Source organism: Methanothermobacter defluvii, from assembly GCF_003385755.1.
Classification (GTDB): Archaea; Methanobacteriota; Methanobacteria; order Methanobacteriales; family Methanothermobacteraceae; genus Methanothermobacter; species Methanothermobacter thermautotrophicus.
On the sequence record NZ_QREL01000002.1, the window covers coordinates 50,845 to 69,626 of the forward strand.

General features: G+C 48.9%; 22 protein-coding genes. 7 read left to right on the top strand and 15 right to left on the bottom strand.

Annotation, left to right across the window (positions count from 1 at the left end; translation table 11 throughout):
• Positions 1-205: 205 nt before the first annotated feature.
• The 3 genes from C7452_RS06075 to C7452_RS06085 form a co-directional block, all read right to left on the bottom strand.
• Complete coding sequence (locus C7452_RS06075) at positions 206-1,363, bottom strand: pyridoxal phosphate-dependent aminotransferase (RefSeq protein ID WP_115892582.1); 1,158 nt, start codon at positions 1,361-1,363, stop codon at positions 206-208.
• Positions 1,364-1,570: 207 nt separating this feature from the next.
• Complete coding sequence (radB, locus tag C7452_RS06080; RefSeq protein ID WP_115892583.1) at positions 1,571-2,275, bottom strand: DNA repair and recombination protein RadB; 705 nt, start codon at positions 2,273-2,275, stop codon at positions 1,571-1,573.
• Positions 2,272-2,898: an L-threonylcarbamoyladenylate synthase gene (locus C7452_RS06085; protein WP_115892584.1), complete on the bottom strand. Its 627-nt coding sequence runs from the start codon at positions 2,896-2,898 to the stop codon at positions 2,272-2,274. Before C7452_RS06085 ends, radB begins: the two co-directional genes overlap by 4 nt.
• Positions 2,899-3,032: 134 nt before the next feature.
• Between C7452_RS06085 and pgsA the strand changes: the two genes are divergently transcribed.
• From pgsA to C7452_RS06105, 5 genes are read left to right on the top strand one after another with little or no spacing between them, the layout of a single operon-like run.
• On the top strand, positions 3,033-3,599 hold the full coding sequence (gene pgsA / locus C7452_RS06090) for an archaetidylinositol phosphate synthase (protein WP_170130315.1): 567 nt from the start codon (positions 3,033-3,035) through the stop codon (positions 3,597-3,599).
• Between the two features lie 15 nt (positions 3,600-3,614).
• Positions 3,615-3,848: a DUF357 domain-containing protein gene (locus C7452_RS06095; protein ID WP_010877297.1), complete on the top strand. Its 234-nt coding sequence runs from the start codon at positions 3,615-3,617 to the stop codon at positions 3,846-3,848.
• A 9-nt stretch (positions 3,849-3,857) separates the two neighbouring features.
• Positions 3,858-4,025, top strand: coding sequence for a DUF47 family protein (locus C7452_RS09245; RefSeq protein WP_281270446.1), 168 nt, complete (start codon positions 3,858-3,860; stop codon positions 4,023-4,025).
• The gene (locus tag C7452_RS06100; RefSeq protein ID WP_281270467.1) at positions 4,012-4,512 is read left to right on the top strand and encodes a TIGR00153 family protein; all 501 of its coding nucleotides are present in this window, start codon (positions 4,012-4,014) and stop codon (positions 4,510-4,512) included. The genes C7452_RS09245 and C7452_RS06100 overlap by 14 nt, the downstream gene beginning before the upstream one ends.
• Entirely contained in the window at positions 4,512-5,141 is a 630-nt protein-coding gene (locus tag C7452_RS06105; protein ID WP_115892586.1) for a DUF434 domain-containing protein, read from the top strand. Before C7452_RS06100 ends, C7452_RS06105 begins: the two co-directional genes overlap by 1 nt.
• Positions 5,142-5,192: 51 nt before the next feature.
• Here the strand turns inward: C7452_RS06105 and fbp are convergent, their stop codons facing one another.
• From fbp to C7452_RS06165, 12 genes are all read right to left on the bottom strand, one after another.
• The gene (gene fbp, locus C7452_RS06110) at positions 5,193-6,290 is read right to left on the bottom strand and encodes a fructose-1,6-bisphosphate aldolase/phosphatase (protein WP_010877293.1); all 1,098 of its coding nucleotides are present in this window, start codon (positions 6,288-6,290) and stop codon (positions 5,193-5,195) included.
• A gap of 100 nt (positions 6,291-6,390) precedes the next feature.
• Positions 6,391-7,560 carry a tRNA uracil 4-sulfurtransferase ThiI gene (gene thiI / locus C7452_RS06115; protein WP_115892587.1) on the bottom strand — a complete coding sequence of 390 codons (1,170 nt, stop codon included), beginning with the start codon at positions 7,558-7,560 and terminating at the stop codon, positions 6,391-6,393.
• A 39-nt stretch (positions 7,561-7,599) separates the two neighbouring features.
• Positions 7,600-8,895: a methanogenesis marker 16 metalloprotein gene (locus tag C7452_RS06120; RefSeq protein WP_115892588.1), complete on the bottom strand. Its 1,296-nt coding sequence runs from the start codon at positions 8,893-8,895 to the stop codon at positions 7,600-7,602.
• The gene (gene alaS, locus C7452_RS06125; protein ID WP_115892589.1) at positions 8,895-11,591 is read right to left on the bottom strand and encodes an alanine--tRNA ligase; all 2,697 of its coding nucleotides are present in this window, start codon (positions 11,589-11,591) and stop codon (positions 8,895-8,897) included. Before alaS ends, C7452_RS06120 begins: the two co-directional genes overlap by 1 nt.
• An 89-nt stretch (positions 11,592-11,680) precedes the next feature.
• Positions 11,681-11,989 carry a 50S ribosomal protein P1 gene (rpl12p, locus tag C7452_RS06130; protein ID WP_048176214.1) on the bottom strand — a complete coding sequence of 103 codons (309 nt, stop codon included), beginning with the start codon at positions 11,987-11,989 and terminating at the stop codon, positions 11,681-11,683.
• 52 nt (positions 11,990-12,041) lie between these two features.
• Complete coding sequence (locus tag C7452_RS06135; protein WP_115892590.1) at positions 12,042-13,052, bottom strand: 50S ribosomal protein L10; 1,011 nt, start codon at positions 13,050-13,052, stop codon at positions 12,042-12,044.
• The gene (locus tag C7452_RS06140; protein WP_048061119.1) at positions 13,053-13,691 is read right to left on the bottom strand and encodes a 50S ribosomal protein L1; all 639 of its coding nucleotides are present in this window, start codon (positions 13,689-13,691) and stop codon (positions 13,053-13,055) included. It abuts the gene before it with no gap.
• A gap of 77 nt (positions 13,692-13,768) precedes the next feature.
• Positions 13,769-14,251: a 50S ribosomal protein L11 gene (locus C7452_RS06145; protein ID WP_010877286.1), complete on the bottom strand. Its 483-nt coding sequence runs from the start codon at positions 14,249-14,251 to the stop codon at positions 13,769-13,771.
• Positions 14,251-14,730, bottom strand: a complete 480-nt coding sequence (locus tag C7452_RS06150) for a transcription elongation factor Spt5 (RefSeq protein ID WP_048061118.1) — start codon at positions 14,728-14,730, stop codon at positions 14,251-14,253. Before C7452_RS06150 ends, C7452_RS06145 begins: the two co-directional genes overlap by 1 nt.
• Before the next feature lie 56 nt (positions 14,731-14,786).
• A complete protein-coding gene (locus C7452_RS06155) occupies positions 14,787-14,966 on the bottom strand; it encodes a protein translocase SEC61 complex subunit gamma (protein WP_010877284.1) in 180 nt (59 codons plus the stop codon).
• A gap of 120 nt (positions 14,967-15,086) precedes the next feature.
• Complete coding sequence (ftsZ, locus tag C7452_RS06160) at positions 15,087-16,232, bottom strand: cell division protein FtsZ (protein WP_010877283.1); 1,146 nt, start codon at positions 16,230-16,232, stop codon at positions 15,087-15,089.
• 234 nt (positions 16,233-16,466) lie between these two features.
• On the bottom strand, positions 16,467-17,027 hold the full coding sequence (locus C7452_RS06165; RefSeq protein ID WP_115892591.1) for a pyruvate kinase alpha/beta domain-containing protein: 561 nt from the start codon (positions 17,025-17,027) through the stop codon (positions 16,467-16,469).
• A gap of 152 nt (positions 17,028-17,179) precedes the next feature.
• On the opposite strand from C7452_RS06165, the gene comA reads away from it, so the two are divergent.
• Together comA and C7452_RS06175 are read left to right on the top strand one after the other, a co-directional pair.
• Positions 17,180-17,956 (top strand): phosphosulfolactate synthase, encoded by a 777-nt coding sequence (gene comA, locus C7452_RS06170; RefSeq protein ID WP_115892592.1) that lies wholly within the window; start codon positions 17,180-17,182, stop codon positions 17,954-17,956.
• The gene (locus tag C7452_RS06175) at positions 17,956-18,741 is read left to right on the top strand and encodes an ATP-binding cassette domain-containing protein (protein WP_010877280.1); all 786 of its coding nucleotides are present in this window, start codon (positions 17,956-17,958) and stop codon (positions 18,739-18,741) included. Before comA ends, C7452_RS06175 begins: the two co-directional genes overlap by 1 nt.
• Positions 18,742-18,782 lie beyond the last annotated feature (41 nt).

Below are 18,782 nucleotides of genomic sequence, written 5' to 3' on the forward strand. Positions count from 1 at the left end.
AGCGGTCCCTCACAACTCCTTTTTTAAAACCGGTCTGAAAACAGGGTACTTTAGAGGGTCTAATCGATTAATCGCCCCTGAACGCCAGCAATCTGGATATCCTGTGAATAGCTGTTGAAGAGAATATTCAGAAGATCAGCAGATGCATATTACCTCAAAGACATCTGCTTATTAAATTCTAAAGGCCTGAAAAAAGAAAGGGTTATCAGGATGGCCTCAGGAATTCCATGACATCCACAAAGTTCTCAGCGAATATCTCGACCTGCTCTCTTGGTATTGAGAAGCTGAGGCGTATGTACCTATCACCAAATATCTTGCTGGTGTAGGCGCCCTGCCTCACGAAGATCTTCCGCTTAAGCAGGTAGTCTGTAAGGTCAACGGGATTAACCCCTGTTTCATATACGTCGATGGCCATCATGTTACCATTTGATGGATAAACAGGGAGGAAGGCTCCTTCCACCTCATCGACGGCGGCCTTAATGATCTTCTGATTACCGAGGGTCTCATTACGTATCCTTTCAACCCATTTAGCCTTTGATTTGAGGGCTGCAATTGCACCTGCCTGTGAGACAACATTTGTACCGAGATCATTTATGACTATACCCTTGACGGATTCAATGATATCTGATGTTGCAACAATTGCACCTATCCTCAGACCTGCCATTCCACATATCTTGGAGAAGCTGTAGACAGTAACCGTGTGCTCGGGTGCATATTCTGCTGCGAGGTGGTGCTCCCTTGCAAAGTCCCTGTAGGTTATATCGTGGAGTAGATAAACGTCATGGTCCACAGCTATGTCAGCGAATGCCTTTATCTCATCCCTTGTATACGAGGAACCCAGCGGGTTCAGGGGATCTATGAGTGATATGAGACGGGTGTCGCGGTCCATGTTTTCAAGTACAAGGTCGGGTGTTAACTTATAGTCACATTCACTGCTGTATATGGGGACCGATTTTACGCTGCATGCAAATCTGCTTGCGAAATTGTCAATTATCAGGTAGCCCGGGTCACAGGTTATGGCATTATCCTCGGGTTCAAGTATATCGTTCATGCACAGGTAGAGTGACTCAGTACCCCCCGCAGTTATCAGAGCCTCAAAGTCATCACCAAGGCCCAGATCCTTCAGTACAAGTTCCTTAAGCTCAGGAAAGCCTTCAGGTGGTGGATACTTGCAGTAGCTGCCCTCATTTATGCATTCAATCATGGCTTCCGCTATTTCAGAGTGATCATGAAGATGGTTGGTGTTCTGACCCATCCATATCATTTCTTTGTCCTTAAAGACGTAGTTAAAAAACTCATTTGAAGTTTTAAAGCCATTTGGTGGCACTTTTGCAGCTTTAGCATATTTTTTAGGAGAAATCATTTTATCACATCAGCACAGGAGTATCCATGCGAAAGAGAAGAAGGCTTCTCTTACCTACCCGAGGCTGAACCTCAATTAAACTCCACTTTAGGGTTTCTTATACCATATTAAACAAACCTCTTAATAAACTTTGTTTACCAGAGGAGCCCCTGTAATAAAATCAGGCCATATTGTCCTACAGATGGCTGAAAATAGTCCCGTCATGGTTCATAGAATGCCATCAGCAACAATCCTGAACCCCACACGGGAACCCTCCAGACGATTCCTGTGCCTCCTGAGAACAGCGAATCTCTCACCAGGTCTCTCACCCATCTCAAGCTCGACCATGACCTTGGACCAGTAACGGAGGAGGGTGCCGCCAACAGGACTCACATATTCCCTTCCATCGTCCCCTTTAATGGAATATATCTGATTGGTTATGACAGCTGCAAGGTCAAACCTTCTGGCCATCTGTAGAAGGAGGAACATCTGCCTTCCAAGGTCAAGGTTAAAGCTGGATGCATTGCCCTCCTTCAATCTGTAGAGGGCGACCGCAGAGTCAAGGACCACCAGGTCAGTTGAGTCCCCATGTGTTTTGAGGAATGAAAATGTCCTCTGAAGTGCCTCACCCTGCTCTGTAAAGCTTGAGGGTTCAAATACTATTATGCTATCTGCAACCCTGTCGAATATATCACCTGAGACCTGTCTTATTCTCTCAACAGAAAGACCGCCCTCTGTATCAATGAAAACCGTGTTTTTACCCCTCCTTGCAGTTTCAACCGCGAGTTTGATGGTTATGTTGGTCTTACCTGAGCCGGGGGGTCCATAGAACTGTGTTATGGTTCTTCTTTCCACACCCCCTCCCAGTATCCTGTCGATGGAGGACTCCGTGGGTATCCTCCGGTTTTCACCCATATCCCTTAATTTCTTCATGTATCTCCAGCCCCTCTCAGGAGTACAGGGTCAATAGGGCCCTTACCCATCCTCAGAACCCTTGGAGGGTTTACTGTGAGGTCAATCACAGTGGATGGCTCCATGTCCGTGCAGTCCCCTGCATCAAGCACCAGGTCCACAGCATCCAGGTCCCTGACAATCTCATCTAGCCTTGGTGAGGGCGGTTTACCTGATATATTTGCACTGGTGGCTGTCACCGGAAACCTTGCTGCGATACGTCTGCATATCTCATCGTCCGGGACCCTTATCCCCACCCTCGACGATCCTCCTGTTATCACATCGGGGATGAGCTCATTCCTCTCAAGGACCACCGTGTAGGGACCAGGGAGTATCCTCTCCATTAACTCCATCGCATCCCCGGATGGCCTTGAAAATCTGGGAATCTCATCAACACGGGATATACATATTGATACCGGTTTATGGGGTGACCTACCCTTGACCCTGAAGAGTCTTCTTACCGCGTCCTCATCCAGTGCATTAACTCCGAGGCCATATATTGTGTCTGTGGGGTATATAACTATCCCTCCCCCCTCCATAACAGATATTGCCTCCTCAAGAACGTCAGGGGAGGGATTCTTCCTTGTAATTTTTCTGATAAGCATCGGAACACCTTTACATCAACCACTACAACCACGAAAACCGGCAGGGTGATCATTGCAAACCTTTATGTCAACCACCACACCACGAAAACCTGCACACCTAATCATATATATCTGTGCCAGATATAAATGAGTCCATGTTAAACCAGTTCAGACCGGTGATCCGGAGATTCATTGACCCCATTGCAGATAGAATTGCCCTGCCAGCAGATTACATAACACTGACGGGTTTCCTGGTTGCATGTGCTGCCAGCGCAGGATATGCATCTGGAAGCCTGATCACTGGAGCGGCCCTGCTTGCAGCAAGTGGATTCATAGATGTGCTTGACGGGGCCGTGGCAAGGAGAAGATTCAGGCCCACAGCCTTCGGTGGTTTCCTTGACTCTACCCTTGACAGACTCTCCGATGGTATAATCATCATCGGGATAACGGCGGGGGGATTCACAGGACTGCTAACCGGGCTCCTCGCACTCCATTCCGGACTCATGGTAAGCTATGTGAGGGCCCGTGCAGAATCTCTGGGCATTGAATGCGCTATTGGAATCGCTGAAAGGGCTGAGAGAATCATTATAATCCTTGCAGGGTCCCTTGCAGGGTACCTTATCCATCCGTGGTTCATGGACGCTGCCATTATTGTGCTCGCAGCTCTCGGTTACTTTACCATGATCCAGAGGATGATCTACGTGTGGCAAAGGCTGAAATAATGGAGGGGTGTTTCAATGGACTGCAGGGAACGTATAGAAAAGGATCTTGAACTTCTTGAGAAAAATTTAATGGAAATGAAATCCATAAAATTGAGTGATGATGAGGAGGCTGTCGTTGAGAGGGCTCTGAACTACAGGGATGACTCGGTCTACTACCTTGAGAAGGGGGACCACATCACATCATTCGGCTGCATAACCTATGCCCATGGCCTTCTCGACAGCCTCAGGATGCTTCACAGGATAATATGATGGGATAAAATGAAATTTTTCCTGAAGGAAAGTAAAGTGGAAAAGCATGGGCGTCAGCACCTTGAAAAGGTCATGGAATGCTACCTGAAGTTCGAGGAACTGATGGAGGCATTCTACAGGGGGGGACTGCAGGCTGGTCTCCGAACTCACAAAGGAGATAGCCATAAAGGAACATGAGGCGGATGAGATAAGGAGAAAGATGGAACTCGAATTCTATGAGGGTGCCTTCCTCCCATTTGACAGGGAGGACCGTATAATGCTCGTTGAAAGCATAGACAAGGTTGCGGATGTTATCGAATCAGCGGCCTTCACGGTGTCTCTCGGTAAGGTCGCATTCCCTGCTGAGTTCAGGGATGACTTCAGGGCTATGATGAAGGTTACAGGAAAGACCATCAGGGCCCTCCATGAGTGTGTTGAATCCCTTGAAACTGATCTGGGGGAGGCCATGAGGAAGGTTCATGAAATCGAAAGGTTTGAGGATGAGGCCGATATAATTGAGAGGAAGATCATAACTGGCCTGTATTCCGCCTACCGCCAGAACAGGATAGGTGTTGTCAAGTTCCTGGACATGAAGGAGATAACCCGTAAGGTTGCAAACATTTCAGACAGGGCTGAGGATGCCTCCGACCGTGCCCTCATAATAATCGCCAAGAGAAGAGGTTAATGTCCCTTGAAATGGCTGCCGAGGATCTGCGCTACCTCCTTAACAGGGGTTACCGTAAGCGTGTGGCCCTGAACTTCGTTGCGAACCACTATCTTCTTGGAAGGAAGGATAGAAATTACCTTGCCAGGTGCGTCTTCTCAGATGAAACCGTGGCAAGGAGAAGATCCCGCAGGGTGAACCGAAACTCCCTCCGTGGCTCCTCTGTTTTTATTGATGGGTACAATGTGCTCATAGGTACGGAAAGCCTTCTCACAGATCAGTTTTTCCTGGCTCAGGATGGTTTCCTGAGGGATACAAGGGGCGTCTCCGGCAGTTACAGGATGGGTGACAGCACCCTGAAGGCACTGGATCTTATAATTGATTTCCTTGCTGATTCAGGGGTGGGAAGGGCCATATTCTATTTTGACAGGAATGTGAGTCACAGCGGGAGGCTCAGGGGACTGGTTGAGGACCTGATGAAGTCCAGGGGTATTGAAGGCTGCGCCGTGCTCTCAGACTGTGTGGACAGGAGGCTCAGGGAATCTGATGGCATTGTTGCAACAGCGGATGGTGCTGTGGTTGATTCTGTTGAGAGAGTTGTTGACATACCCCAGGAGATAATGAAGGAGAGAAAAAGAATTAAAGGTTAGGAGATCCTGAATTCCTGAAAATGGAATTATATATGAGATCTTAGGGAAAGATCATTCCATATCCTCAAACCTGTCGCCGAGTTTTTCAAGCACACCTGGTAGTGAGGTGTATTCCATCTCATCTGATGGGAGCCTGTGTGGCTCAAATGGACCGTGCCTCCTCATATACTCTGCAACCTCAGAGGCGAGCTGCCTTGAGCGGTCAAAGGATGGATCATCAAACATGTCAACGGGTCCAACAAGCTTGCAGTCAGCTACCTGGAATCCCAGGGCTATGACCCTTGGTGGTCCATCGAATCTCACGGGTGTTGCATCCCTCTGGGCCACAGGCATCAGTGGTCCGTTGTGGGATCCCCTCATCCATCCGCCGACGAGGTGGGGGAATGCGAAGGGCTCAACGACCTCACCTGCTGCAGGGAATCCGGACTGTGCCCTGACTATTGCGACCGGGTCGTCCTTACCTATATATTTACCTGCCATGAGGTTCAGCCTCTCTGTACTCACTGAGGCTGCAATTTCACCATCGTCCCTTCTGTGTATCCTCTTGATGACATAGCGGCTGATTGAACCTAGAAGCGCCAGGAGGTCGTACATCTCATCAGGACATGCCATTGTAACCTTTTTGTGTTCGACGACGTCAAAGACCTCAAATTCGTATCCATTGTGGAGTGATGGATCGATCACAAGACCTGCTGTGTTGAATGGATCAGCAAACATTCTGAACAGTGGGAGGTTAAAGGCACCCGGTTCTGTTTTGTCGCAGCAGAAGATTATAACAGGGTCGCTTGGCCTCTCCTTGAACTCCATCTCGGCACAGCCTGGACCCATACCCTTTATGTTACCTGAGAAGGTATCTGAAAGGAGATCCTGTCCAGCCCCATACAATTTTAAACCTCTTGCAACATCTGTCGCTTCCCTGAAAGCATTCCACGCTGTCTGGTGGACCTCCTCGTTTTCTTCACCGTTTCTGTGGGTCATGATGAGGTCTATGTCGTCCCCACAGTTGGTTATATAGTAATCCTCAAGGATTCCGGTCTCCTTTGCGCCGGCCAGTATCTCGTCGCATTTCTTCTTTAAAGCTTCATGGGCAACTGCATGACCGGCTACACTTCCAACGTCTGCTTTAATTACACTAATGGTTGTTTTCATGTATTACACCTCCAGAAGATAGTGAGTTGATGAAATGGATCTTATATAAAATGTGGATCTGATTATTTAAAAAGTTATCCACCCACCCCTACTCCGTGGATCAGCTGAATATCCTCGTCTTTGAGCCCTTCCTGAAGATCTCCGCAACTTCTTCCTTAACATTGATCTTCTCAGATGCCTCCATGACTGCCTCTGGAGGCGAGGCTGTTGATGGGTGGGCCGGCACGGCGCTACAGCCCCCATCCGGTATCACGGAGATATCGTAGGTGCCTATCCTCTTTGCAAGGTTCTCTATCTCCACCTTATCCATGCCTATCAGGGGGCTCAGAATGGGAATATTCACACCCATCCTTGTGGCAAGGATGTTCGGGAGGGTCTGGGATGCCACCTGACCAAGGCTGCTCCCATCGACTATTGCAAGGGCCCCCTCCTCCTCTGCAACCATCTCTGCAAGATGGTACATCCCGAATTTGCAGAGCACGCAGGTCATCTTCTCGGGAGCCCCCTTACGACAGCTTTCAAGATATCTTCCATAACTGAAGGTCCTCAGTTTGAATTCAACACCTGCAGAGTATTCTGCGAGCTTTGCAGCGATCTTTTCAACCTTCTCCTCTGCTTCCTCACCTGTGAAGGGCGCATTGTCCATATGGACCGCCACTACCTGGCATCCCCTCTTCATCATCAGGTAGGTGGCCACCGGCGAGTCAATGCCCCCTGATAGGAGTGCCACAACCTTTCCCTGAGTCCCTGCAGGAAGACCCCCGGGTCCCGGTATCACCCTGTGGTAGATGTAGGTCTCATCCTCCCTTATCTCGAGGTGAATCTCCAGGTCAGGGTTTCCGAGGTCAACCGGAGCACCGACCTCCCCCACAACAACTGACCCAGCAAATGCCGCCATCTCCTGGCTCGTGAAATCATGCTCACCAACCCTGCGGCACCTTATGGCGAAGGGTGTTCTGCTGGTGAGGAGACCCTCAGATCTCAGCTCATCGATGTATTCCCTCAGTGCATCCTCTATGCTATCAAAACCCGTCTCAGCTGTTACAGCCGGAGAAAATGACACAATACCAAATATCTTTGAGAGTCTATCAAGGGCTTCATCCATGTCTTCAGGAAAAATGAATATCCTTCCATGTCTGAGCTCTGCTCTGCAGCTGAAGGCCGATTTTATGTTATGGAGAAGTTTTCCTTCGAATCTTCTCCTCACTGAGGGGCCCTTGATGGCGACCTCACCGTAGCGTGCAAGTATAACATCATAATCAAGAATCATAACACCCCCATCATCTGTACCTCATCCAAAACCATCCGCTCATCCCATGAGGAAATCCCCGTTTTCTATGAGCTTTTTGAGTTCCAGGGATAGTTCGCGGGCCCTTAACCTGTCGGACTGTCTGCATATGATGGGCACTGCCAGTTCACCGATCCTGACTGTCCCGGTATCCATCTCATATGCTCCTGAAGGACAGGACCATGCGCATACTCCACAGCCGAAACACCTGTCAAGGTCCAGGCCGTTATCGATGGCATGTGTGGGGCACCTCCTGGCTGCAAGGCAGACCGCGCAGTCTGTGCACCTCTCCTGGTGGTGGACAGGTCTCACGTCACCACCCCAAACATCCTCATAGGTTATCTCAGTTATAACCCTTGAACGATCCCTTACATCAGCAACAGGAAGTTTTATATCTGAATTAAGTACCATGAGGTTCTCAAGAACCCTTTCTGATGTTACCGGTACTGGAACCGCCACTGTGTTAAATATCTCTGGACCCGCTGCTGTCCGGAATCCTCCGATGTAACGGGGTTTCATGTCGTGTAGGTCGCCGCTGAGCATGAGGTTCGGCTTTATGGGGCTACTCCTTGTACCCTCTCCCAGTACTATGGCCCTGGCCCCGTTCAGAAGCACCCCGGTACCCTGATGGACGGTCTCCATTGATGGATCGTTTTCAAGGGGGTTGATGTCACCGCAGCCAGAGAAGGAAAGACCGCCGCAATTTTCTGGCATTTCAAATGCATTGAATATGGATTTCACTGGTGTTTCTCCTGGATTGACAAGGGCTGTGTAATTCCTGAAGGCCATCCGTGTACCAACTATCCTGGCTGTTTCAATATCATCCATGGTGACCGTTGACTCAACCACCCTGCCCTCCACAGACGTGACCCTGACCTCGACCTCAGATCCCAGGAGGAGGTCCCTGAACAGGAAACCTCCCCCATAGTCAGGGTCCTCCCTGCTGTGACAGGTCCCGTAGATGAAGAGGTCGACCGACCCGAGGTTCTCATTGGGGCATGGGCCAGGATAGGCAGGTATTCCGTTCAGCTCAACACTGGCTGCCTTGCGGAAGGAGCCCGGCTCTGACACTCTAAGGTGCATGACCGCTGCTGTGCCTGACATGACACCACAGGTGGCGGTGGTTACCACGTCAACCTCATCAGCTGATGGGACGTCACCATCACGGACCATGTCCTTTATCTCATCTGCTGTGAAGACAGCTGCATCCCCTTCAAGTATTCTCTCGTTTATCTCAGAGACGTGCCTGTCCAAATTAAACCCCCTGCAGTCACAGTGAACCCGCCAGTTCCTCGAACGGTTCGGCCACAATGACATCAGTTCCTCATACTACTGAGTGCAGCTCTCGCCTCCTCAAGGGCCTCATCCACTTTATCGGTCGCGGGCCCTGCTCCCTGTGCAAGGTGAGGTCTGCCTCCACCTCCACCTCCAAGCACGGCTGCGGCCTGTGATATGACCTCGTTGATCCTCAAACCTGCCTTTACAGCATCTTCAGATGCTGCTCCGACGATTTTGCCTTCAGGGTTCGCCAGGACAACAGCGTCGACTGTGGCTGATAGTTCAAGGGCCATGTTCTTCATCTCATCCATATCTGCATCGACGGTGTCGATTATCACCGTTAGGTCATTGATCCTCTCAGCCCTATCCTTCATCTCAAGGATCTTCAGTGACGCGACCTTCTCCTTGAGGCGTGAGACCTCATTTCTGAGGGCCTTCCACTCTGTGAAGAACCTTTCACAGGTCCCTGGAAGCTGTGATGGTGTGACCTTGAATATGTCTGAGCTCTCCCTCAGGATGTCCCCTGTCTTCTGCATGAGCTCAATGGCTGCTGATCCGGCAGAGAACTCTATCCTCTCAACTCCATCCTGTATGCGTTCTGTTCTGTTTATCCTGATGAGTCCTATGTCCCCTGTCCTGTGGACATGGGTACCTGCACAGGCCTGGACATCCACACCTGGAATCTCAACCACCCTTATCCTGGAGCCGGGTACAACTCCGCCCTGGTACAGTATGAATCCATACTTCCTCTCTGCAAGGTCCCTGTCCATCCACCTGACCTTGAGGGGTACGTTCATCATGACATACTCATTTGCAAGTCTCTCTATCTCCTGGAGCTCTTCCAGTGTTATTCTTCTGTAGTGGGACAGGTCTATGCGTGAACTTTTAACTCCCTTCTGGGCCCCTGCCTGCCATATGTGGTCTCCCAGGACCTTTCTTGCCGCTGAAACTATGAGGTGGGTTGCTGTATGGTTCCTTGTAAGCTGAAGCCTTCTATCTGAATCAATAAATCCCCTGATGGTTGTTCCAGGTTCTATGCAGATTTCATCGTCTGTTCTGTGAACAACAACGGCCCCTATCTTCTCTGCATGTTTTATTCTGAGTCTGCAGCCTTCAGCTGTAATGTATCCCGTATCTGAGGGCTGACCGCCTCCCTCAGGGTAGAAGAGTGTTCTGTCGAGTATCAGACCATTCTCATGTATGCCTATGACCTCTGCCTGGAATTCCATGCCATCAGGTTCATCATAAAATAGAAGCTCTGTCGCCGGGTAGTCCAGGTGTACATCCTCCTCCGGCATGTCGGTTTCTGTTTCATTCCTCTCTGCTACGAGGGTGTAGAAGTTGTCTGGAATTTTAACCTGAAAACCGGATTCCTCTGCTATCTCACCGATGGTCTCAGGGGGGATTCCATGGGAGTCATATAGTTTTATGAGGGTTTCCAGGGGCATCTCTGCTTTTCCATCCCTTTTAAGGTATTTTATTGTCTTCTCAACAATCCTGCGGCCCCTCTTCACTGTCCTTGCATAGCGGTGTTCCTCGAGGTCTATGATGTTCAGTATGTGCTCATGATGACTCCTTATCTCAGGGTAGTGGCCCTCAAGGAACTCCACCTGGATGTTCATTATATCCTTAAGTGATTCCTTCATGCCAAGGTCCTTCATGAGCCTCAGGGTCCTCCTGATGATGAGCCTTGCAAGGTATCCCTCCTTCACGTTTGAGGGTATGACCCCGTCTGCAAGCATGAATGCGAGGCACCTGGTATGGTCGGCTATGGCGTAAACTGATTCCATTGGGGCGGCTGCACGTTCCAGTTCCTCCACTGAGATGCCAAGTTTATCCGCTACCCTCTTCCTGAGTTCCCTTAAATCGGCGTAGGTCTCTATGTCCATCATTCCGGCCACTTGGGCGTTCTCTGCAAGTATCTCCTCATCGATCTTCACGCCTGTCAGTTCGACCAGTTTCTCGATTACCGGGCCAAGGCAGGCATCGTAGGCTGTTGGTGTCCCCTGTGATATCCAGGCGAACCTTTCAAGGCCATAGCCTGTGTCAACTATCTTGAGGGGGATCTCCTCCCTGCCACCATCAGGGAGGGTGCGGTACTGTATGAAGACGAGGGTTGCAAGTTCAACGCCCCTGACGCATACCTCATAGCAGGGCCCCTCGTTTCCACCTCCCTGCCACCAGGACTCTATGAATGTTATCTCAGATGGATCAATACCTATATGTGTTAAAAAGTCATGACAGTACTTTATGGTTTCTTCTTCCCAGTAGACAGTGTTATCCTCAGAATTGAATGCGTGATGACCCCCCATTGTGAAGCATGTGAGATGTCTTCCTGTTCTTCCAACATTATCAACGTCATTGAGTCTTATTGATGGCTGCGCAACCACGAGGGGGTTTGCAGGGGGTTTCACCAGGCCAGATGTGACCCATGGTTGAAAGTTGTATATTGATGCCCCGACAAGGAATACATCGTCCCGCCAGCGTTTTGCAAGTACCGGGTACCTCCTGATGGGTTCATGGCCCCTTTCGGCGAAGAACTCCATGAATTTATCCTGTATCTCATAGAGGTCATAGCTCCTGTCTGTGGCAGGGTTTCCGATGAACCCGTATTCATCACAGGGGGCGTCTCCACATGTTGCACGTTCCTTCATAGACCAGAAGGTGTTTCCACAGGACTTGCATTCATACTTTCTGTATCCAAGTTTTTCAAGCTGATGGGACATGGTAATCATTGAAAACAGTTTTTATAAATAGAATCAGAATTAAGAAAAATAAATTTTTTGCCATTACAGAGTGGCAGAGGAAAAAAATAAAGGGGGATTTAACCGAAGAGTGCGCCGAGACCGGCTGCTGCTTCCTCTTCAGCTTCCTCTTCTTCTTCCTCTTCTTCCTCAGCTTCTTCTTCAGCCTCTTCGGCTGCTGCTGGTGCTGCAGCTGCTGCTGGTGCTGCTGCTACAGCTGTTGTTTCCATTGCCTCTTCGATGTCAACGTCTTCAAGGGCTGCTATGAGAGCCTTGACCCTTGCATCGTCCACTTCAGCGCCTGCTGCTTCAAGGACGCTTTTAACGTTTTCTTCGTTGATTTCCTTACCTGTTGTGTGCAATAACATTGCTGCGTATATGTATTCCATATGATCACCTCAAATTTTATTTTTTATGGGTTAACTATTGCCAGTAAAGTGTTCATCCGAAGAGTGCGCCGAGACCGGCTGCTGCATCCTCTTCTTCCTCTTCTTCTTCCTCTTCAGCTTCTTCTTCAACCTCTTCCTCTTTTTCTTCAGGGGCTGGTGCTGCTGCCCTTGAAGACAACTTCTCCTTCAGTTCATCATCAACTGCCTCATCATTAATCTCCGCAGCTGCAGCGGCCAGTGCAAGCATCTGTGCATAGGCCTTTGCAAGCAGGAGGTCTGTTGTTTCTGATGTGAGTATTGATGCATTGTATGCAAGGTTGAATGACCTTGAAGCTGCCTTCTGGATGATAGCAGGCATTGTCTCCCTTGTGTATATAACAGCGTTGACTGAGAGGTTGAATGCCTGTGAAAATGCCTTCTGGATATCAGACAGGGTCTTCTCTTCATCGATGGTCAGTACGTCTGCAGTGTAGACGGTCTGATTTTCATAGGCAGCTCTGAGATCTATTCCCACCTCAAGTGGCTGTATGTCAAGTCTGGTTAATATCCCGGCCACCTTGGGGGGAATCTCCTCCCCTGCCTTCACAACGACGTGGTCATTTGAAACCACAATCTTGCCCTTCTCGATCTTGGCAGGGATACCTATCTGCTGCAGTTCACCCAGTATCGGGCCCGGTGCAAATCCGGTATCCCCCTTGGGGACAACTATGTCAGCCGGGGCTATGGCCCCTGGTTTGGCTGGAGCAGGAGTTTTACTGTCCTCAAGGATCTTGAAGAGCTTGAAGGGATTCATGTCTGTGAATATGAGTGCAGGCTGCCCCTCCATGTAATCGGAGAGTGAATCAACATTTTCAAGTTCTCTGCCAGCTTTCTCAAGGGCAAGGCTGATCAGGGTCTTCTTGGACATTCTGATGAGTGCACTGTCACGGAGTGTCTGGCGCATCTTCTGGAGCTGCCTTGCAGGTATGTCTGCAAGGTTGGCTATACCAACCACTTCATAACCTTTAATAAGGTCATGGAGCTCCTGAACCTCTTTCTTCTTCCATTCAGCCACGTGAGCCATTTAAATCACCCTCACTACCGGGCCCATGGTTGTCTTAACGTACATGGACTTTAACTGGTTTCTTCCCTTCTCAAGTTTACGGTCGATTGTCTGAAGAACCGCCTCTATGTTCTCGGCAAGCTTCTCATCGTCCATGTCCTCGGTACCAACCACCGTATGAACCACTGGCTGGTCCTTGATTCTAACCTTAACCGTGTCCCTGAGTTTATTCAGGATGGGCTCCGGGTTTATTGTTGCTGGCACCGGTTTGGGCATCTTCTTTCTGGGTCCGAGAACGGGCCCCATGAATCGACCCACCAGGGGCATCATATCTGCTTGAGCCACAAAGAATTCATACTGGTTGGCAAGTTTCTTTGCTTCCTTACGGTTTTTGCCAAGTTCTTCAAGTTCATCCTTTGTTATCACAAGGTCGGCCCCTGCATTTTTAGCCTGGAGGGCCAGTTCCCCATCGGCGATCACGGCAATCTTCACATCCTTACCGCGGCCGTTGGGTAGAGAAACTTCCTCGTCAAACCTGTTCTCTGGTTTATTGACGTCAAGGTCCTTGATGTTAAGAATAACATCCATGGACTGTGTGAAGTTTCTCGGCCTTGAAAGTTCCTTGGCCTTCTTCACCGCTTCCATTATCTCTTGTTGCATTCTGAATCCTCCATGAACTTCAAAAAATAAGTTCATATGATGAGGTTAGTTATGTGGTTTTCAAGATTTATAAATTTTTATGATGTGAGGAGGTCGTCATAGACTCCCTGGTCAACCTCCCTCTGAACCTCACGGGGGTCCTTACCGTTCACTGTTATACCCATGCTGACACAGGTACCCATTATCTCCTTGACTGCACGTTTGTAGTCATTTGAGAGGAGCGCATCGAATTTCATCCTCGCGATCTTCAGCACCTGTTCCATTGAGATGTCTGCTATCTTATCCATCCCTGGATCCTGGGACCCCTTCTCCAGCTTGAGTTCATCCATGATGAGGGCGGTTGTTGGAGGGGTACCCACTTCAACCTCAAAGTCCCTTGTATCAGTGTCCACTATGATCTTTACAGGGACCTTCATCCCCTCAAAGTCAGCTGTCTTGCGGTTTATCTCCTCAACTACCTGCATCATGTTAATTCCAAGCGGACCAATCGCAGGACCCAGAGGTGGTCCTGGAGTGGCTTTTCCACCATCAATAAGAATTTCAACGGTTTCTTTAGCCATTAATCAGCCTCCTTTTGTATTATTCTAATCTGATCACCTTTAACAGTTACTGGAATGGGCACGGCCGCCTCTATGAGTTCAAGTACAACTTCCTCCCTTGACTCATCTATGCGGATAACCTTTGCCCTTTCACCCTTAAAGGGTCCGGATATGAGTTCAACAATGCTTCCCTTCTTAATGGATGATATTATGGGCTCTGGCTTGAGGAACCTTTTAACCTCTTCAAAGTCTATCTCGGCCTCACCCTCTGTTTTACTTTCAACTACACCCCTGAGGTGGGGCACCCTTATTGCAGGGTTTCTCATGTCAATCTTTGATGAGGACTCCACCAGGATGTATCCCCTCAGTGATTCCGGGACAAGAATAGCGTTTATCTCTATACCACTATCCCTCACCTTTCTTGCAAGCATCCTGGCCACATTTTTCTCCTGACCCACAGAGGTCTTAAGGGCATAGATGGAATTTTTACTATCTTCCATTAAGAACACAACCTCATATATATAATTCACTCTACAAACCTTAACCCATCCGGATGCTAGCCCCCGAGGAGCTGGGCAATTATACTTATTATGAATCCAATGACGCCTATTATTATTATACCTATACCGGTTACCTTTGACACGTTGAGGTATTCCTCACGGCTCGGTTTCTTTGAAACCCTCAATACCCTCTTTGACTGTTTTATAAAATTTAAAATAGACTCCCTGTATTTCATGGTTTATCCCCGCTATTTATATACTTAAAAAACAAGGGCTAGAATTGGGATGAGTGATGGAGTAATCTATCCTTCAAGATTTATAAAGGTTTTCCTTGAGTGGGGGTGTGTGGAAGAATATCAGAATACTCCATCTATAAATTCTTCCAGGACGGACTCATCGACTGAGTCCTTTTCACGCTGTTTTTCCTCCAGGAACTCCTTCTCTGCAGAGCCATGGGCCCCATAGATGTAGGGTGACCTTACACCCGCAACAACGATGGTCGTTCTTATGACGTTCTGCAGTTCATCCTGAATCTGGGCACCCCATATTATGTTTGCATCGGGATCAAGTTCCTCGGCAACAACCTCCACGATCCTTTCGGCCTCCTGGAGGGTCAGGTCTGAACTACCAGATATGTTTATAAGGGCTCCCCTTGCATTGGATATGTCAAGATCCAGCAGCGGACTGTTAAGGGCCTCATAAACTGATTCTAGGGCCCTGTCACCGGATTCGGCCTCGCCCATTCCAATCATGGCCATTCCTGAACCCTTCATTATGCTCCTCACATCGGCAAAGTCGAGGCTCACCAGTCCGGGTTTGGTTATGAGTTCAGTTATGCCCTTAACCGCCCTTCCAAGGATCTCGTCTGCAACCATGAAGGCCTTGTTGAGGGGCAGGTTGGGTGCAACCTCCAGTAGCTTGTCATTGGGTATGACAATGACTGTATCTGCAGCGCTCTGGAGTTTCTCAAGACCCCTCTCAGCATTCTCCCTCCTTTTAAGGCCCTCTGCACTGAAGGGCATGGTTGCAACTGCTATCGTGAGGGCACCCGCCTTTTTGGCAAGTTTTGATATCACGGGTGCGGACCCTGTTCCCGTGCCACCCCCAAGGCCACAGGTTACAAAGACCATGTCAGCCCCTTCGAGTTCCCTGCGAATATCATCCTCACTTTCCTCTGCGCATTCCTCTCCCACTTCAGGGACGCCGCCAGCCCCAAGACCACCACAGACATTCTTACCTATGAGAAGCTTCCGGTTAGCCACGGAGTAGAAGAGGTCCTGGGCATCCGTGTTAACGGCTATGGTCTCAGCGCCCTCTACTCCAATCTCACTGAGCCTTGTTACGGTGTTGTTGCCCGCCCCGCCGGTCCCAACAACGTATATCTTGGCTCTGCTATTTTCAATTATTTCCCGGAGTTCCCTGTCAATTTCTGAATTCATGGAGCTGGAAGATGGCTTTTCCCTTTTCTCAGATTCCTTTATGGCATCGTTAATGAATTTCAATTACTACCCCCACACTTATCTATGAAATATGTTATTGTGATAAGACATATTTAAAAGCAACGGTTAATCTGGCACCGATGGGGCCATGGCTCACATTCAAAATTAAAAATCAATTTCTGTGACCTCAGAAAATACCGGCTCAAGGTTGGGGCAAAATAAAATTATTGATGGTCCACGTGGCCATGAATATCATGAATCTGGGCGGGACCCCCATCATGACCGGTTATGAAAAAGTTATGGCCTGGGCATGGCAATTACCTCATGGATCCTGAGGTCGAATACGCTGTTCATATGGGCGGGTGTGAGTACAAGGGCGGTGTCAGCACCCCATGCTGTCCCACCTATGGATATAACCTCTTCATCAACGGGGATGAGGCCAGCATCTGCAGCCATTATAGCTATCTCAACACATACCTTGAATCCCTGGGAGACCATCCTCAGGGTTTCAGCCATTATCTCCACAGGTGTGACACCACCAAACCTGTTTGATATCCCTCTTCCAACGCCACTGAGGGCATGTGAACCCGCATAAACATTCACACCCCTCTCAAGGAGCGCATCCCTTGCCTCGGCCTCCAGTTCAAGTTGACCCTTCTCCCTGAAACCTGCATGATGGGTTACTGATACAATGTTACCTTCAACCATTTCAGATAATCTCAGGGCTGTCTCACCTGAAACAGATGCCACAACAAAATTCCTGATTCCGAGCTGGTCAGCCCTCTCCCTTACAAGTTCAAGGACCCTCTCTGTATTTTCCTTACCTGGTTCCTCAAAGTAGCATATCTTCTTCTCCATGAAAAACACCACCTACTTATATATACCTGATCTCAAATTATATTTGGATATATTTATGGCAGGTATAGGAAAAATTTTTATAAAGGTAGTAAACATATGAATCCTAATTAATATGGATCCCGTTATTTCTGACTCAAACAGAAGGTGATGTTATGAACGCCTTTGATTTTCTCACCCCCCCAAGGAGTGGGAAACCTCGAAAAAATGGAATAACCATGGTTCTTGATAAGGGAATGGGTCCCGCAAGCGCCCGTGACCTCATGGAGATATCATCAGATTATGTTGACTTCATAAAGTTTGGATGGGGAACACTCCCCCTCCACAGACGCGACACTGTAAAGGAAAAGGTAGATATGTACAGGTCATTCGATGTGGAACCCTATCCAGGGGGCACGCTATTCGAGATAGCCCATCTCAACGATAAAGTGGAGGAATACTTCCAGGAGGCCCGCAGCCTTGGCTTTGAAACACTTGAGATATCCAACGGGACTGTGGAAATTGAAACTGAAGAAAAATGCCGGCTCATTGAAATGGCTGTCGATGAGGGATTCATGGTCATATCAGAGGTCGGTAAAAAGGACCCTGAAAGGGACAGGCTCCTCGAACCCGATGATAGGGTCAGACTTGTGAGGGCTGACCTCAGGGCAGGCGCATCAATGGTTCTCATGGAGGCCCGTGAGAGCGGACAGAACATAGGTATATACGATGAGAGGGGAAACATAAGGGAGGACGAATTCAACCACCTCACTGACAGACTCCCCATGGACAAAATAATATGGGAGGCGCCTCAGAAAAGTCAGCAGGTTTACTTCATTTTAAAGATTGGACCAGATGTTAACCTTGGAAACATACCCCCTGAAGAGATAACAGCCCTTGAAACAATACGCAGAGGCTTGAGGGGAGACACTCTCGGAAAGGTGAATCTTTAATGATAGAGAAAATTACTGTAATCGGCGGTTATGATAAGTTCGGAGAAAAGGAGCCCGTAGAGCGGGTTGAAATAAAGAAGGGTGAAATATTTGGAGTTGTTGGTCCCACAGGCAGTGGTAAAAGTTCACTTATAGGAGATATTGAACAGCTGGCCCAGATGGACACCTTCTCAAAGAGGAAGATCCTTGTGAACGATGAAGAGCCAAGCTATGAGGACCGAACAAATCCCCGGAAAAAGATGGTCGCCCAGCTATCACAGAACATGAACTTCCTGGCCGATATGACTGTGGGAGATTTCCTGAGCCTTCATGCCAAGTGCAGGGGCGCCAGTGAGAAGTGTGTGGACCGCGTCATTGAACTTGCAAACACCCTCACAGGAGAGCCCATCAAAAAGGAGCATGACCTCACAATACTCAGCGGGGGTCAGTCACGGGCATTGATGGTTGCAGACGTGGCGATAATAAGTGACTCCCCCATTGTACTCATAGACGAAATTGAGAATGCGGGTATAAGGAAGCACGACGCCCTCAATGTGCTGGCAGGGCATGGAAAGATCGTCCTTGTTGTAACCCATGACCCTGTACTTGCACTCATGACCGATAAGAGGATCGTCATGAAGCACGGTGGTATGCAGAAGATAGTCACCACAACCCCCCAGGAGAAGAGAATATCCCGGGAACTGAACAAGATAGATGAACTAATGCTCAGCCTCCGTGAAAAGGTCCGGAGGGGTGAGCTGGTTGAGGACATAGACCTGAGCGAAATAATAAATGAGTCCCAGTAAGATATGGATCTGAAGGATAAGGCCTAATTCAGGAGAGAGAA